The 15,159-nt window shown below is 71.3% G+C and carries 14 protein-coding genes and 1 pseudogene; 4 read left to right on the top strand and 11 right to left on the bottom strand.

Annotated elements, in window-relative coordinates; genetic code table 11:
- Positions 1-361: 361 nt before the first annotated feature.
- The 5 genes from OG299_RS37115 to OG299_RS37095 form a co-directional block, all read right to left on the bottom strand.
- Positions 362-1,159: a hypothetical protein gene (locus OG299_RS37115; protein ID WP_327363962.1), complete on the bottom strand. Its 798-nt coding sequence runs from the start codon at positions 1,157-1,159 to the stop codon at positions 362-364.
- 306 nt (positions 1,160-1,465) lie between these two features.
- Positions 1,466-2,566: a CU044_5270 family protein gene (locus OG299_RS37110; protein ID WP_327363961.1), complete on the bottom strand. Its 1,101-nt coding sequence runs from the start codon at positions 2,564-2,566 to the stop codon at positions 1,466-1,468.
- On the bottom strand, positions 2,563-3,201 hold the full coding sequence (locus tag OG299_RS37105) for an RNA polymerase sigma factor (protein ID WP_266632948.1): 639 nt from the start codon (positions 3,199-3,201) through the stop codon (positions 2,563-2,565). Before OG299_RS37105 ends, OG299_RS37110 begins: the two co-directional genes overlap by 4 nt.
- 94 nt (positions 3,202-3,295) lie before the next feature.
- The gene (locus OG299_RS37100; protein WP_266632946.1) at positions 3,296-3,766 is read right to left on the bottom strand and encodes a hypothetical protein; all 471 of its coding nucleotides are present in this window, start codon (positions 3,764-3,766) and stop codon (positions 3,296-3,298) included.
- A gap of 122 nt (positions 3,767-3,888) precedes the next feature.
- Positions 3,889-4,866 (bottom strand): GNAT family N-acetyltransferase, encoded by a 978-nt coding sequence (locus tag OG299_RS37095; RefSeq protein ID WP_327363960.1) that lies wholly within the window; start codon positions 4,864-4,866, stop codon positions 3,889-3,891.
- Between the two features lie 52 nt (positions 4,867-4,918).
- Between OG299_RS37095 and OG299_RS37090 the strand changes: the two genes are divergently transcribed.
- A complete protein-coding gene (locus OG299_RS37090) occupies positions 4,919-5,545 on the top strand; it encodes a TetR/AcrR family transcriptional regulator (protein ID WP_327363959.1) in 627 nt (208 codons plus the stop codon).
- A gap of 10 nt (positions 5,546-5,555) precedes the next feature.
- Here OG299_RS37090 and OG299_RS37085 read toward each other — a convergent pair whose 3' ends face one another.
- Positions 5,556-6,491, bottom strand: a complete 936-nt coding sequence (locus tag OG299_RS37085; protein WP_327363958.1) for a LysR family transcriptional regulator — start codon at positions 6,489-6,491, stop codon at positions 5,556-5,558.
- Positions 6,492-6,617: 126 nt separating this feature from the next.
- On the opposite strand from OG299_RS37085, the gene OG299_RS37080 reads away from it, so the two are divergent.
- Together OG299_RS37080 and OG299_RS37075 are read left to right on the top strand one after the other, a co-directional pair.
- The gene (locus tag OG299_RS37080) at positions 6,618-7,889 is read left to right on the top strand and encodes an MFS transporter (protein ID WP_327363957.1); all 1,272 of its coding nucleotides are present in this window, start codon (positions 6,618-6,620) and stop codon (positions 7,887-7,889) included.
- A 139-nt stretch (positions 7,890-8,028) separates the two neighbouring features.
- Positions 8,029-9,252, top strand: a complete 1,224-nt coding sequence (locus OG299_RS37075; protein WP_327363956.1) for a PP2C family protein-serine/threonine phosphatase — start codon at positions 8,029-8,031, stop codon at positions 9,250-9,252.
- A 75-nt stretch (positions 9,253-9,327) separates the two neighbouring features.
- Here the strand turns inward: OG299_RS37075 and OG299_RS37070 are convergent, their stop codons facing one another.
- On the bottom strand, positions 9,328-9,591 hold the full coding sequence (locus OG299_RS37070) for a TetR-like C-terminal domain-containing protein (protein ID WP_327363955.1): 264 nt from the start codon (positions 9,589-9,591) through the stop codon (positions 9,328-9,330).
- A 295-nt stretch (positions 9,592-9,886) separates the two neighbouring features.
- On the opposite strand from OG299_RS37070, the pseudogene OG299_RS37065 reads away from it, so the two are divergent.
- A pseudogene (locus tag OG299_RS37065) lies at positions 9,887-10,821 on the top strand (oxidoreductase).
- Here the strand turns inward: OG299_RS37065 and OG299_RS37060 are convergent.
- The 4 genes from OG299_RS37060 to OG299_RS37045 all read right to left on the bottom strand — a co-directional run bounded on the left by OG299_RS37060 (position 10,810) and on the right by OG299_RS37045 (position 15,155).
- A complete protein-coding gene (locus OG299_RS37060) occupies positions 10,810-12,504 on the bottom strand; it encodes a DUF885 domain-containing protein (protein ID WP_327363954.1) in 1,695 nt (564 codons plus the stop codon). The pseudogene OG299_RS37065 and the gene OG299_RS37060 sit on opposite strands and share 12 nt — an antisense overlap.
- A 23-nt stretch (positions 12,505-12,527) precedes the next feature.
- Complete coding sequence (locus tag OG299_RS37055) at positions 12,528-13,133, bottom strand: response regulator transcription factor (protein ID WP_327363953.1); 606 nt, start codon at positions 13,131-13,133, stop codon at positions 12,528-12,530.
- 257 nt (positions 13,134-13,390) lie between these two features.
- Complete coding sequence (locus OG299_RS37050; protein WP_327363952.1) at positions 13,391-13,903, bottom strand: GNAT family N-acetyltransferase; 513 nt, start codon at positions 13,901-13,903, stop codon at positions 13,391-13,393.
- On the bottom strand, positions 13,896-15,155 hold the full coding sequence (locus OG299_RS37045; RefSeq protein WP_327363951.1) for an MDR family MFS transporter: 1,260 nt from the start codon (positions 15,153-15,155) through the stop codon (positions 13,896-13,898). Before OG299_RS37045 ends, OG299_RS37050 begins: the two co-directional genes overlap by 8 nt.
- Positions 15,156-15,159 lie beyond the last annotated feature (4 nt).

Genomic DNA, 15,159 nt, shown 5'->3' with positions numbered 1-15,159 from the left:
GACGCCGGGTTCCTCGGGCAGCAGCCCGCGGTCGTGGAGGGCGAGACAGGCGTCGGCAGCAGTGCGATCCTTCCGCAGGGCCGCACCCACGGCCGCCCACGAGGCGTCGTCCGCCGGCCCGGGAGCGAGCATGCGGCACAGCAGGGACACCAGCCGATCGTTCCACCAGCGCTCGGCCGCCCGGCGCTGGTGGTCCGAACCCCACTGCGCCACGCAGCGCCGCAGCCAGCTTCCGGCAGCTCGAGGTCGACCTCGCGTGCGGCTTCGTGCATCCGGGGTGGGGCCTGCGTCCGTTGCGCCGCGCAGCGGGACCGGGCAGTGTCTCCGGTCCCGGCCGTACCCGCGGCGGGCAGGCGGTCGGTCAAGGTGCCCAGGGCAGTCGTACGGCCTCGATCTCGGGGTCGTTCAGCAGTGCTTCGATGAGGGCCGGTGGGCCGGCGACCTTGGTGGCCCACAGGTCGTAGTCGGTGCACAGGACCCATGAGCGGTCCTGCGCCCAGAGGTTGGAGGGGCTGAAGCCGGCCTCGGGATTGTCGTAGAGGATCCCGGCGTCGCCGAGGCGGCCGGCCTGCACACGGAGGTCGTCGAAGTCGACGGCCGCGAGCATCAGCGGGTTGTAGTAGGCCAGGCACGAGGTGTCCGGGCCGGCGGGGCCGTGTTCGGTGAGGACCGCGATCAGCCTGTTCCAGGTGTCACGGTCCAGGCTCCCCTCGGTGGGCGGGACGATGCCGAGCGGCCAGCTGCCCTTCCTCTTGGCCGAGGGGAAACAGCGGTAGGACGGCAGCAGCCCGTCGGGTACGACGGGATCGCCGGTGCGGCGGGCGAGTTCCGCCCAGCGCAACCGCCGCCAGCCGCGGCCGGGGTGCTCGGCGCGGCCCAGGCCGCCTCCCGTGGCGACGCCCACTTCGAGGTCGATACCCGCGAAGCCGACGGGCCGGATGCTCCCGTCCGCCAGACGCGCCTGGCGGTACTCGTGGTACGACACCTCGGCAGGGCCCTGCTCGTGCTCGTACATGGCGTTGAGCACCCAGGCCGAGTCGGGCATCGCCGGCGGCATGAACCCGGTGACACCATCACCGCACAGTTCGAGCAGCCAGTCGGTCGCATCGGACGGTACGAGCGGCCACAGGCCTGACAGCGGGTTCGATTCCTCGGGCATGCCTCCATGATCCCTGCCGCGGCACAGACCCCCCAACGCTCATGGCCGCGTCGACACCACCGTTGCCCCGGCACCGGCAGACTCGTCCTCAAAACGGCGCGGGCGATTGCATGAACCGGTCCGAGACGTCCCCGACGAGGTCGATCGCCTCGGGATGCAGCGTCATGACGGGTGCGCCGGGCGACAGGTCGAAGCGGTCGATCTCGGCCCGTCGGTGCCGTCCAGGGACCCGGTCGCCGCCCTCTGCCCGGTCAAGAGCGCCGCCGGCGGCCGACACCGTCCCCGCGAGGGGCCGGGCAGGCGCGTTTAGACGGTGCCCTGCGTGGCGCCGGGCCGCTTCTTCTGCCCGTCCACCACGGCCCGCTCCAACACCGCCGTGCGCTCGACCACCGTGCCGGCCTTGATCCCGTCGTTCTCCCTGACCTGCACGCCGCGGCTGCCGAGGTAGGCGTACGTCGAGCGGTCGAAGACCCACTCGGTGCGGTCGCCGCGCCGCTCGTCGAGCCGGGCCAGCGCGATGCCGTCGCGCCCGGCCGCGTCCTGGGAGTGCTGGACGACGACCACGCCCGGGATCTTGGCCGCGGCCTGGTAGAGCGCGGCGGCGATGGGCGCGGGGACCAGCTGCTCGTGCAGGATCGAGCCGATCTCCCGGAACGCCTGCTGGTCGCGGTCCCCGCTCTCGCCGACCGCCCCGTAGGCCGCCTTCAGCAGGGTGTCCGGGTCGGCGTTCTGCGCCTTCAGCCACTCGTACGAGAAGTTCGGCGCCTCCCCAGGTATGTCCTGGCCGTTCTTCGGCCGGGACAGCGGGCCGTCCTTGTCCAGGGTGATCCCGCCCTTCGGCTGCTGCCCGGGCTCGTCCAGCCAGCCCTTCGCGCCGTCGGGGGACTTCCACACCTCCCGCGTGTGCAGCGGCTGCACCCAGGTCTTGGACTCGTTCTTGTCGACGTCGTGCGAAATGGCCAGGTACGAGACCCGGCTCTTGACGTACACGTACTGGCCGGGCCCAGGCTCCGGCAGCCGCCCCGTCGATGCGGCGGCGGCGATCTGCCGCACGGTGGTGGCCACCTGGTCCGCGCTGCCCGCCTCCACGGCGATCACCGCCGCCTCGACCGCCGCCGCCCGGCCGGGTCCGGCGGAGCCCGCGACGGTGTTGAAGGCGACCACGGCGGCCAGGGCGGCGGCCGTGACGGGTACGCCGACGACCAAGGCCCGGCGTACCGGGCGACGGGACGGGGACGGGGTACCGCGGGCGGTGTCCGGGGCGGAACTCCGGAACTCGTTCATCAGGTGCTCCTCAAGAAGGCGCTGACGGTCGAGCGGCAGGTCCGGGTTCCCCGGGGGCGGCAGCAGCCGGCCCAGCTCCGCGTGGTCCGGCGACTCGTCTCGCCGCCATGTCCTGCGGATCATCGGGTTTCCTCCTCGTGCGACTCTTGCGACCGGGCCGCAGGAGTGCGGCCGCCCTGTACTTGTCCGGAGCAGGGGGCGGGTTCCCCGATTCTTCCCAGTTCCTCCTCTGCGAGCCTGCGCAGCCGCGTCCGGGCCCGGGACAGCCGGGACCGGACCGTGCCGACCGGCACGCCGAGCGCGGCGGCGGCCTCCGCGTAGCCGAGCCCGGACCAGACGCAGAGCGTGAAGACCTCCCGCTCGCTGCGCCGCAGCTTGCGCAGCGCACGCTGCGCGGCGGCCAGCTGGTCGGCGTCGGCGAGGCGGGCGACGAGCTCGTCGGCGAAGTCCGGCACCGTCTCCTTGGCGGGCAGGCGCCCGAGGGCACGTTGGTGCCGACGGGCGGCCCGCGTGGTGTTGCGCAGGACGTTCACGGCGATGCCCATGAGCCAGGGGCGCGGGCTGTCCCCCTCGTCGCGCAGCTTCGCACGCAGCCGCCAGGCCTCCAGGAAGGTCAGCGAGACGACGTCCTCGGCGGCGGACCGGTCCCCTGTGACGCGTACGGCATGCCGGTGAACCAGCTGCGCGTGATCGCGGAAGATCTCCCGGAACGCCTCCGGGTCCCCGGCGCGTATCCGGGAGTGCAATGAGTAGTTCACGTCAGCAGTTGTCCGGCCGAGCAGGGAGGTTCCCGTGGCTCATGTCACATGGCGGTGACGGGGGAAGCGGCGCGGGCCGGGGACGGTGCCGCGGTCACTTCAGGCGGTAGCTGCACATGGGCGCCTTGCCGTCCTGGTTGTCGGCGACCTTCTTGCCGTCGACGGTGATGACGCACGACGCCGCCTTGAGCATGCCGTCGGCTCCCGGCACCAAACCCGGGACCACGGAGACCGTCGTGCCGATGCGCTTCTCGGCTTCGGTGGTGAAGGTGATCGTTTCCGTCTTCTTCCACGGCAGCGTCACCTGCTCGCCCTTGTTGGACGCCAGGTTGTAGTAGACCTGCGCGGATCCTGAGCCGAGCACCTCCAGGGTCACCTCGTGGTTGACCTCGCCACCGCCCGAGGCCGGCTTGCCTGATCCCGACGGGCTGCTGCTCGCGGTGGCGGCGGCCTTGTCCGGGGCCGTCGAACCCTTCGCGTCCTCGGACTTGCCCCCGCCGCTGCCGCATCCCGTCAGCAGCCCGGCGGCCAGCACCAGAGCCGTACCCGTAACGATCTTCCGCATGGTTTCCCCTCGTTGGACGAAAGCCATGATCTTAACCAGGGCATTCGCGCCATACGGCAACGGTTCGATCCCGGCCACTTCAGGAGCACGGCCGTTTCGCCCGGGGCATGGGGGGACGCCGGTCATTCGGCGACGGTGGAGGGGGCGTCGTCCCAGGCCAGCGAGGACATCTTCCATCCAGACGGGGTCCGGACGAACTGGGTGGTCTTGTGGCCGGAGCCCTCGAACCACCGGCCGTTGTGGAAGCCGGACTTGCGGTAGGCGCTGAACCGGTGCGCGATCGATCCGAAGATCTCGGTCCGCTCGGTTACTTCCCATTCGGAGAACTCCGTCAGCGTCCCGTCGGTGAGCATCTTCTGCCGTGGCTCGATGAACGCGTCGAGGTCGTAGATCACGGGCTCGTCCCCGACGTTCGCGATGATCCTGCCCTGCGGAATGAAGACGTCGCGGATGACCCCGAGGTCCGGCCGGCGGTCGCCGGTGTTGGTGAAGGCACCGACGAACACGGCCATCAGCCGGTCGAGTTCGGCCTGGACGCCGGAGACGGGCACCTCCCCGGGAGGCGGCCACTCCTCGGAGAGGACCGACCAGACTTCGATGTCGCGCCGCACGCCTCGGTACGAAGAGTGCTGCCGCAGCACACCGTCGCGGGTCATGCCCAGCCGGCGCGCGACGTCGATGCTGCGGGTGTTGCCCGCCGCGGCCCACCATTCGACGCGGCTCATCCCGCGCTCTTGAAAGGCCCACCCGATCAGCAACCGGCAGGCCCGGGTGACCAGGCCCCGCCCCTCCCCCGCCGACTCCAGCCAGCAGCCGATCTCACACACCCCGGAGGCGCTGTCGAAGCGGGTGAACATGACGCCGCCGACCAGGGTGCCGTCCAGCCAGATCCCGTAGATGCCGCCGGTGTCCGCGGCCAGGCGGTCGGCATATCGCCGGAGGGTTGCCGTGGCCGAGTCGAGGTCGGTGCTGAACGTCGCCCAGGGTATCCACGGGTCCACGGAGGCCCGGGCGCGGTCGATGTGGGCGAGGAACTCCGGTGCCTGCCAGGGTTCCAGGGGGCGGAGTCGAGCATGGTCGCCGAGCGACAGGGTGAACATGGAAGTCTCACTCTCTGGTGCGTAACAAGCGTTCGGTACGTAGGATGGCAGTATGCCGCCCGCACCCGGAGACCGTGAAGCCCGCCGCAAGGACGTATCCGAGGCGGTGTGGAACGTACTCGCCGACAAGGGGTTCGGCGGGCTGACCCTGCGCGCCGTGGCCGCTGCGATGGGGGTCTCGACCGGGATGCTCATGCACTACTTCCCGACCAAACGGGCCCTGATCACGCACGCCCTGGACCTGCTGGAGAAGCGCACCGCGGAGCGTCCCCGCCGCGCGCGTCCCGCCGTGGGCCTCGCCACGGTGCGCGCCATGCTCCTGGACATCCTGCCGCTGACTCCGGGCGACATCGCCCGCAACCGCATCTGGGTCAGCTCCTGGGACCTCTCCCTCGCCGACGACGGGCTGACCACGCAGCAGGCCGATCGCTACACCCGGCTGCGCTTGGCGATCCGCCCCCACCTCGAGGCCGCGCGCGAGCTCGGCGAGCTCCCCTCGGCAGCCGACCCGGACCAACTCTCCGCCGCCGTCGTCGCGTTCACCCACGGACTCGTCGTCCAGGCCCTGTTCGACCCCGGCCGGTTCCCCGAGGACGTACAGATCACCCTGCTCGACGACTTCCTCGCCTCGACCGCGCTGCCCCGGCCCGCCGCCGCCGGAGCGCCTGGGTCACCGTGATCCGCGGCGTTCAGCGCGGAATCACCCAGCTCGGTGTCCAGGTCCCGGCGGCGTCGTGGGCGGCCGCCGTGGTGGCGAGGTGGGCCCGGAGGGTGGCCAGGGCCGGGTGGGGGTTGCCGCGGTGCCAGAGGAGCGAGTGCGGGTAGACGGGTGTCGGGTCGGTCACCGGGATGCGGCGCAGACCGTGGTCGGCGGGCCAGACGAGGCGGGTGTGCGCACCCATGAAGGTGGCCAGGGCCGGGGTGTCGGCGACGGTGTCGAGGAGCGCGTCGGAGCCGAAGTTGGGGCCGGTCGCCTCGATGGTGAGGCCGAACTCGGCGACGAGGACCTCGTAGTAGGCGGCCCACTCGGTACCGGGGACGATGCCCGGCATCCAGATCCGGTGCCCGGCGAGCTGAGCGAGGGGCACCGACCTGGCGTTCGCCAGCGCGTGGGCGGAGCCGGTGAGGAGCTGGAGCGGCTCGTCGAGGACCCGGACGGACTCGATGTCCTCGGGGAGGGGCCGACCGGGCGCGGCGACGGCGCGGAACGAGGCGTCGATCTCACCGGACCGGATGGCGGCGACGGCCGTCCGGATGTCGAGCAACATGAGCACGTCGAGGTCGATCTCGGGGTGCGCGTGGTGGAAGCCGCGCATCAGGCCCGACGCGGCGCCGCGCGAGGCGATGATGTCGACGCGCAGTGGGCGGCGGCCGGTGTGCACGGACGCGATCGCGCGTTCGGCGACGCGCAGCAGTTCGCGGGCGTGGGGCAGGAACGCCTGCCCGTCGATGGTGAGCTCGGCGCCGCGCGGGGTGCGGGTGAACAGCCGGACCCCGAGGGTGCGCTCCAGCGCGGCGATGCGTTTGGAGACGGCCTGCTGGGTGACCCCCAGCTCGGCGGCTGCCTCCTGAAACTGCCCCGCGTCGGCGGCGGCGACGAAGGTCCGGACGGTGTCGAGGTCCATGCCGATACCCTACGGCCACAACCAAGGGTTGTGGCCGACGGTCATGCGGTTGTTTGATCCCTGGTCGTGGTGCTCGCTTTGATGCTTCCGATCGCGGATCGGTTGTACGGGTGGGCAGCATCGGACATGAGGACACAAGGGCATGAGGAGCGGACGGCGTCTGGGCGGCGGTTCGGGTGGCTCTGGGGTGCGTACGGGACCAGCGCGCTCGGCACGTGGCTCGCGTTCGGCGCGTTCCCGCTGATCGCCGTCCAGGTGCTGCACGCCGGACCGGCCGAAGTCGCCGCACTCTCCTCCGCAGGGGCTGCGGTGGGCGCGGCCGTGGCGGTGCCGCTCGGTCCGTGGGTGGAGTTCCGCCGCAAGCGGCCGGTGCTGATCGCGATGGACCTGGTGCGGTTCGCGGCGCTGCTGACGATCCCCACCGCGTTCGCGCTCGGCGTGCTCACCTTCGTCCAGCTTCTGCTGGTGTCGGTCGTCGTCTCGGCGGCCGACATCACCTTCCGCGCCGCCTCCGGCGCGTACCTGAAAACACTGCTGCCGCCCGAGGACCTGCTCGTCGCCAACGCCCGGTTCGAATCCACGGCCTGGACGACCACGATCATCGGACCGCCGCTGGGCGGTGCAGCGATCGGGCTCCTCGGCCCGATGGCGACCGTGGTGGCGGACGCGGCCAGCTACCTGCTCTCCGCCCTGGGCATCCGCGCGACGGGCGGGCACGAGCCGCAGCCCGAGCGCCCGGCGGCCGCGCGCATACGGGCCCGGGACCTGCTCGACGGCTGGCGGTACATCCTCGCCGACGCGACGCTGCGTCCGCTGTTCGTCAACACCGCCCTGTTCAACGGCCTGGTGATGGCCTCCCAGCCGCTGCTGGCCGTCCTGATGCTCGGCACGCTCGGGTTCGCACCCTGGCAGTACGGCCTCGCCTTCGCCGTACCCTCGATCGGCGGGCTGCTCGGTGCACAGCTGGCCCGGCCGTTCGTCACGCGGTTCGGACAGCACCGGGTCCTGGCCGTCGCCGGGACGCTGCGCGCGATCTGGCCCGTCGGCCTTGCCTTCCCGGGACCGGGCACCGGAGGACTGCTGCTGGTGATGGGCGTCGAACTCGGGCTCATCTTCTGCTGCGGGGTCTTCAACCCCGTCTGCGCCACCTACCGCCTCGAGCGCACCGCGACCGGCCGGGCCACCCGTACGCTGTCCGCCTGGGCGGTGACGACCAAGGCCACGACCGCGCTCCTGACCGCCGTCTGGGGCGTACTGGGCGCCCTGCTCGGCCCCCGTACGGCCATCGGCCTGGCCGGCGTACTCCTCCTGGCAACCCCGCTGCTGCTCCCCCGCCGCGCGGGAGCGCTGCCCTCCGAGCCGGAGCCGCAGCCGGCACCGCGACCGCTGCGGCCGTGACCGAGCTCCCTCGAGCGAGAGGCCGAGCCCGGCGCTGAGGCGGCCCTCCCACGTCCTGCCCAACGGATTCCCGCGCGCTCATCACCCGGCTTCTATCGTGGGAATCACAGACGGCATCGAGCACTGAGGCAGGCCGACCATGGCGGAGGCGGAAATCGACTACGCGGCGGTGTTCCAGGCACTGCCCGGCATGGTCGCGCTCCTGACTCCCGAACTGGTGTACGTGGACGTGAACGAAGAGTTCCTGCGGATGGCGGGCCGGACGCGCGAGCAGCTGGTGGGCCGGTACCTGTTCGACGTCTTCCCCGACAATCCCGGCGATCCCGCGGCCACCGGCGCGCGGAACCTGCAGGCCTCACTCCAGCGGGTGCTCGCCACCGGCGAGCGGGACACGATGGCGCTGCAGCGCTACGACGTGGAGTCCGCGGAACGGCCGGGCGAGTGGGACGAACGGTACTGGAGCCCGGTCAATGCAGCAGTGCTCGGACCGGACGGCCGGGTGGCGGTGCTGGTGCACCGTGTCGAGGAGGTCACCGAGCTCATCAAGGCCCGAGGCTCGCGAGGCGGCCGCACCCGGGTGCTGGAGGCCGAGCTGTACACCCGGGCCAGGGAGCTGCAGGAGCTCAACGAACGGCTCCGCGAGGCCCACGCCCGCGAGCGCGAGGTCGCCCTCGCCCTGCAGGACGCGATGCTGCCCGCCCCCGGCCCCTTCGGCCACCACCGGGCCGCCGTGCGCTACCAGCCCGCCATGGGAACGCTCAACGTCTGCGGCGACTGGTACGACCTCGTCGACCTGCCCGGCGACCGCATCGGCGTCGCCGTCGGCGACGTCGTGGGCCACGGCCTCCACGCCGCCTGCGTCATGGGCCTGCTCCGCAGCGCCCTCAGCGCCGTATCCCGCGTCGCCGACGGCCCCGCCCAGGCCTTGGAAGTCCTCGGTCTGTACGCGCGCTCCGTCGAAGGCGCCGAGAACACCACCGTCGTCGAGACCTGCATCGACTGGGAGACCCACACCATCACCTACAGCAGCGCCGGCCATCCCCCGCCCGCCCTGCTCCGCACCGACGGCACCGTCGAATTCCTCGACCAGGCCACCGACCCCCCGCTCGGCGCCCGCCCCGACCACGTCGCCCGCCCCCAGGCCACCACCCCCTTCACCGAGGGCGACACCCTCGTCCTCTACAGCGACGGCCTGATCGAACGCCGCCGCGAGGACATCGACACCGGCGTCGCCCGCCTCGCCGGCGCCCTCGTCCACCACCGCGGGGCCGACCCCGAGCCGCTCGCCGACGCGCTGCTCCTCGACCTGCTCCCCGCCGTGGGCGCCACCGACGACACCGCCCTCGTCATCGTCCGGCTGTGACGAACCCCCGCCTCCCGTGACCCCGGCGCCGAAGAACAGCCGGGCGACGCCGTATGCCCGTGCCGTAGCCGGCGGTCAGAGCGCCCGCAGCACGCGGGCGTGCGCGGTAGCCAGTGCGACCTGCACTGCCCGGTCTGCGGCCGTTGCGTCGACCGGCTCCCCGGTGAACACGAGCCGGAAGTAGATCGGCGCAACGAGGGCCTTGAGGAGTTCGGCCGGGTCGGTGTCAGCAGGCAGCTCGCCGCGCTCGACGGCCCGGGCGACAACGGGTGAGCTCGGTGACGGCGGCCTCCAGCACGGCGGCCCTCGTCGTGCGGCCTCGTCCCACAGCGGGGGCACGCCGGGAGGGCGACTCAGCGAACTCCATTGCAACTCCTGGTTGCGTTGACGGCGGCCCATGCGACAGGATCAGGCTATCGCAACCTGGAGTTGCGATGCGGCTGTGCCCTTTCGAAGCCGCAGGCACTCCTGACCCACGGATCGAGGCCCCATGACCGATGACTCCCGGGCGACCGCGCGAACCTCACTGCGCGACGGCGACCGCAAGCGCGACGACACGGCCGCGCGCAGCGCCGAGTACCGCCCCTGCCCGGTCGACGGGCGTTCCGCGAGCCTCCCGCACCCGGTTGCGCGCATGAGGTGGACACCCGATTGCGTCCCTGACCAGTCGGGTCGGCTGGTCGTCGTCACGGGCGCCAACAGCGGCATCGGGTACGTCACCGCCCGCGAACTCGCCCGCCGCGGCGCCCATGTCGTCCTGGCCTGCCGCAACCACGAGCGCGGGCGGGCGGCAGTGGAGCGGCTGCGAAACGAAGTACCCGGCGCCCACGCCGAGCTGCGCATGCTCGATCTCGCCGACTTGGAATCCGTCCGCGGTTTCGCCGAGGGCTGGAGCCACGACCGCCTCGACCTCCTGGTGAACAACGCCGGCGTGGCCATGGTGCCGTTCTCCCGGACGGCCGACGGCTTCGAGTCCCAGTTCGGCACGAATCACCTCGGTACGTTCGCGCTCACCGGCCTCCTCATGCCCCACCTGCTGGCCGCCGCCGACCCGCGCGTGGTCACGGTCAGCAGCGAGGGCCAGCGGTTCGCCCGGTTCGACATGGCCAACCTCAATGCCGAGCACCGCTACGAGCACTGTTCACCTACCTGCAGTCCAAGCGGGCCAATCTCTACTTCGCCATGGAACTGCAGCGAAGGGCCGATGCCGCCGGGCTGAGGCTGCGAAGTATGGCGGTCGCCCCCGGACTCACCCGCTCCAACGTGCTCACCGGCGGCGCCAACAGCACCCGCGGCCTTGTGTACGGGACCCTCACGCGCCTGCTCTTGCGCACCGCTTTCCGCCCCACACCGGAAGGCGCCAAGACCTCCCTGTACGCCGCGACGGTTCCCGACCTCCCCGGAGGCAGCTACGTCGTGCCCGACGGACCCTTCCAGCTCAGGGGCGAGCCGGTGCTCCGCAGCCGAGAACGCGCCATCCAGGACTCGGCTACGGCCCACCGGTTGTGGACGCTGTCGGAAGAGCTCACCACTGTGCGCTACTCGGCTGCCCCTCCCTCACAGAGCTGAAATCTCGCTCAGCAGATCGTCCAGGCCCAGCGAGCCCTGCGACAGCGCGGCCATGTGCCATGCCTTGAGGTCGAAGTCCGCGCCGTGGCGGGCTCGGGCCGCCTCCCGGCCCATGAGCCAGACGCGCTCGCCGAGTTTGTAGCCGATGGCCTGGCCCGCCATGCCCAGATAACGGGTGACCTCGCTCTCGACGTAGTCGGCCGGGCGGCTGGTGTGACGGGCGAGGAACTCCTGGGCCAGCCCCGGCGTCCAGCGCTCGCCCGGGTGGAAGGGAGAGTCCTTCGGGATCTCCAGCTCCAGGTGCATCCCGATGTCGATGACGACGCGGATGGCCCGCATCATCTGCGCGTCCAGATAGCCCAGCCGGCGCTCGGCGTTGGACAGGAAGCCCAGCTCGTCCATCAGGCGTTCGGCGTACAGGGCCCAGCCCTCGGCGTTGGCGTTGACGAGGCCCACGGCGGTCTGGTAGCGGGAGAGGTCCTCGGCGACGTGCGCCCACTGGGCCAGTTGGAGGTGATGACCGGGTACGCCCTCGTGGTACCACGTGGTGACCAGGTCGTAGACCGGGAAGCGGGTCTCTCCCAGCGTGGGCAGCCAGGTGCGTCCGGGCCGGGAGAAGTCCAGCGACGGCTCGGTGTAGTAGGGGGCGGCGGCGCTGCCTCGCGGGGCGATCCGCGACTCGACTCGGCGTACGCGCGCGGCCAGTTCGAAGTGGGTGCCGTCCAGCATGTCGATGGTTTCGTCCATCAGTGACTGGAGCCACTGCCGGGTCTCCTCGACCCCCTCGACGGCCTCGCCGTGCCGGTCGCACCAAGCCAGCGCCTCCCAGGGGGTACCGGCGCCCGGCAGGACCCTTTCGGCCTCGGTGCGCATCTCGGCCAGCAGCCGGTGGAACTCGCTCCAGCCGTACGCATAGGCCTCGTCCAGGTCGAGATCGGCGCCGTTGTGGTGACGGGCGAGGCGGACGTAGCGCTCCCGGCCGACGACGTCGGGTGCGCTCTCGACGGCCGGTGCGTAGCTGTCACGGAACCAGTCGCGCAGTTCCACCAGGCCGCCGGTGGCCACTGTGGCGGCGGCGGTGAGCTCGTCGCGCAACCGCTCGGGACCGGGGTCGGTGAACTCCGCGAACCAGCTCCGGTCCGTACCGATCCACTCCGTCAACTGGCCGACGACGGCCGAGACCTGCCGCGGCCCTGCGGGCAGCCCGCGTGCGAGGCCGGCGTTCAGCGAGGCACGGTAGCCCGCCAGGGCGTCCGGTACGGCGCGCAGCCGTTGCGCGATCGCCGCCCAGTCCTCGTCCGTGTCGGTGGGAGTGAGCGTGAGGACGTCGCGGACCTGGTGCAGAGGCGAGTCGAGGTTGCTGACCGTACGCAGGCCCTCGCCCGCCTCGTGCACCGCGAGTTCGGCGGTGAGCCGTTCACGCAGCAGCCGGGCGCAGCGGCGCTCGGTGATGTCGTCCGCACCGGGAGCGGCTTCTGCTGCAGCAAGCTGGCGCAGGGTCGTACGGGCGAGCCGGTCCACCGCTTCCCGGCCCTCCGGCGAGAAGTCGGGGAGCCGGCCGGAGCTCTCGGCGACGCCGAGGAAGGTGCCGGCGATCGGGTCGAGTTCGACGAGGGCGTCGACGTAAGTGTCGGCCACCTGGCGGGGCAGTCGACCGCCGCTGGGACCATTGGAGTTGGGCATGCGGGCCGTCGGCCCCTTTCGGATCAGATCCATTCCAGATTCCGGGCCATGCGTAGAGCGTCAATACGGTTGCGTGCACCTACATTCACCACGATCGATGAAATGTAGTTGCGCACCGTCCCTTCGGACAGGGACAGCCGTGCGGCAATCTCCTCCACCGTGTCGCCGCCGTCGAGATGCTCGAGCACGGACAACTGCCGGGGAGTCAGCGGGCAGTCTCCGTTGGCCACGGCCGCGACCGCGAGCTCGGCGTCGAACGCCCGCTCGCCCTCATGCACCAGATGGATGGCCTCGATGAGGCGCTGAGGCGGGGCACTGCGCCGCACCATTCCGCCGATGTCCCCCGCGAAGGCCCTGCGGACGGCCGATCGGACACACGCAGTGGCGACCAACAGCGTGCGGACATTCGGAAGGATGGCGATCTTCTCGGCAATGTCGACGGTTTCCTCGTCCCTGCCTTCGAAGCTGATGATCACGACATCGGGTCGGTTCATCTCGGCGAACTCGAGTGCGGCATACCTGTTGTCCACCGATCCCACAATCCTGATCTCCGGATGCTGTTCCAGCAGAGCGGTGAGGGCAAATCGAGACAGGGCAAGATCATCGTAAACCATCACATCGACACTCACTCGAATCCCCCGATCAATTGAGACGATGCAGCGACAGCGTGCGCGTACGAAACCGCCGGGCGGGCGACCCGGAAGCCGTGGGCATACCGAACACCCTTGCACGCGACGTGTTTCGGCCGCCGAATCATCCGCTGCCTGTGTCAGGTCGTGCTCGCGGATCGGCTTCCCGTAGGCACGCGACGCACGCTGCACGTCGACCGCGACCCGGGGGGGGTGGGGGGAACGCGGCGACAGGGCCGGGAACGGGTGAGCGGTTCCTAGGTCACCGGCAGTGGCGTCAAAGGGAGTGCAAGGAGGTCCACACCGTGCGGTGGCCCCGTGAGTTCGCCGACCTTCGTCCAGCCCCACCGCCGGTACAGCTCGCGCGCCGAGGCCCTGCTCGACGCGGCCAGTACGGCGAACGGCTCGGTGCGGTCGGCGAGCAGCAGGTCCAGCAACTCGCGCCCGTGCCCGCGGCCGCGCAACTCGCTGACGACCGCGAGCTCGTAGACGTAGAACAGCGGCCGTCGCAGCCACCACGGTGCGGGCGCGGCGGCGCGCGGATGCCACCATCCCTCCTCGCGGTGCACGCCGTAGGCGAAACCGCTGAGCACACCGCCGTCGAGGACGGTGGTCACGGAGAAGCCGGGCAGCGCCGCGTGGCCGGCCAGCTCACGGGCGAAGCCGTCTGCTGCCGCGGCGTCCTCGTGGTAGGGCGGCTCGTGGTAGACCCGGTGGTAGACCTCGCGGAACTCCTGCGGGCAACGGACCTCGGCCGCGCGCTCAGCCATGGACGGTCTCCCGCTGGACGGGTGCGGGCAGCACACGGTGGAGCCGCTGCAGCACCACGACCGCCGCGAGGCAACAGAGGCAGAGCGCGAACCACGGCAGGCCCGCTCCCCGCGCCAGCAGCCAGGTGAACACCGTCGGCGCCATCACCCGGGCCAGGCTCCACATCAGCTCCTCCAACCCCAGGTACCGGCCGCGAAGGTGCTCTGGGGCGATCGCCACGGTCAGCGCACTGCTGGTCGGAGCCTGGAGCAGCTCGGCGACCGTGAAGACGACCATGCCCAGGACGAGCCCGCCGAAGGCCCATCCGACGTGCTCGCCGGACACCACCGCGAACAGCGCGAAGGACACCATCCACAGGACGGAGGCCACTTGCAGGACTCTGGTCCGTCGGTACCGCTCGACCGACCTGGCCACTGCGGTCTGCGCCAGCATCACCATGACGGTGTTGATCGCGAACAGCATGCCCGGCTGCCACGCCGGCAACCCGCGTGCCTCGATGACGTAGGCGCTCAGCAGCATGGTCAGCGCGAGGTCGCACAGCGCGAATACGCAGACGGTGGCCAGGACTCCGAGAAAGGCCCGGTCGGCGAGTACCTCCCGGTACCCGCTGCTCCGCTGCCCCGGAGCGTCCCCGGCCGGGACCGGATCGCCGCCGGAAGGCAGCACGGCGGTCCGGCGCCAGGTCGCGACCAGCCCGGCCGCGACGAGGAACGACACGGCGTTCAGCGCGACCACGGCGGTGTAGCCCGAGGTGCCGCCCCAACCGACGAGCGTGCTGCCCACCAGTCCGCCGGCGCCGATCCCGACGTTGCGCAGGGACCGGTCCATCGCGTACCAGCGCGCCCTGTGCCCGTCGTCGGCCACCTGGGCCACCAGCGCGGAGACCGCGGGCCGGAACAGGCTGTCGCCCCACAAGGTGACCGTGACCAGCACGACCAGCTGCCAGGGAGTGTCGGTGAACACGTAGCCGGTGAAGGTCAGTACACGGATCAGATTGCTCGCGATCAGCACGCGCCGCGGCCCGATCCGGTCGATCAGCGGGCCCCCCAGCGGTCCAGCGGGCAGCGAGAGCAGCGCGCCGACGGACAGCATCAGGCCGACCGTGGTCAGCGGGATGTCCTTGGCGGCGTGGAAGTACACGACGGCGAAGGGGAGGAAGAGCCCGGTGCCCAGAGCATCGACGACCTGCGCGACGATCAGAGGCTTGCGGCCTTTGGTGTTCGGCAGGCCGAGTGTGTCGATGACAGCCATCGGT

It is taken from the genome of Streptomyces sp. NBC_01296 (assembly GCF_035984415.1).
In the GTDB taxonomy this organism is placed as follows: domain Bacteria; phylum Actinomycetota; class Actinomycetes; order Streptomycetales; family Streptomycetaceae; genus Streptomyces.
This window is presented reverse-complemented; position numbering and strand designations above follow the sequence as displayed.

Excerpts from the sequence above, each read along its gene's own strand:
- OG299_RS37115 (WP_327363962.1), bottom strand. The coding sequence starts at position 1,159 with ATGCCCGAGGAATCGAACCCGCTGTCAGGCCTGTGGCCGCTCGTACCG.
- OG299_RS37110 (WP_327363961.1), bottom strand. The coding sequence starts at position 2,566 with ATGATCCGCAGGACATGGCGGCGAGACGAGTCGCCGGACCACGCGGAG.
- OG299_RS37100 (WP_266632946.1), bottom strand. The coding sequence starts at position 3,766 with ATGCGGAAGATCGTTACGGGTACGGCTCTGGTGCTGGCCGCCGGGCTG.
- OG299_RS37095 (WP_327363960.1), bottom strand. The coding sequence starts at position 4,866 with ATGTTCACCCTGTCGCTCGGCGACCATGCTCGACTCCGCCCCCTGGAA.
- OG299_RS37090 (WP_327363959.1), top strand. The coding sequence starts at position 4,919 with ATGCCGCCCGCACCCGGAGACCGTGAAGCCCGCCGCAAGGACGTATCC.
- OG299_RS37085 (WP_327363958.1), bottom strand. The coding sequence starts at position 6,491 with ATGGACCTCGACACCGTCCGGACCTTCGTCGCCGCCGCCGACGCGGGG.
- OG299_RS37080 (WP_327363957.1), top strand. The coding sequence starts at position 6,618 with ATGAGGACACAAGGGCATGAGGAGCGGACGGCGTCTGGGCGGCGGTTC.
- OG299_RS37075 (WP_327363956.1), top strand. The coding sequence starts at position 8,029 with ATGGCGGAGGCGGAAATCGACTACGCGGCGGTGTTCCAGGCACTGCCC.
- OG299_RS37060 (WP_327363954.1), bottom strand. The coding sequence starts at position 12,504 with ATGCCCAACTCCAATGGTCCCAGCGGCGGTCGACTGCCCCGCCAGGTG.
- OG299_RS37050 (WP_327363952.1), bottom strand. The coding sequence starts at position 13,903 with ATGGCTGAGCGCGCGGCCGAGGTCCGTTGCCCGCAGGAGTTCCGCGAG.
- OG299_RS37045 (WP_327363951.1), bottom strand. The coding sequence starts at position 15,155 with ATGGCTGTCATCGACACACTCGGCCTGCCGAACACCAAAGGCCGCAAG.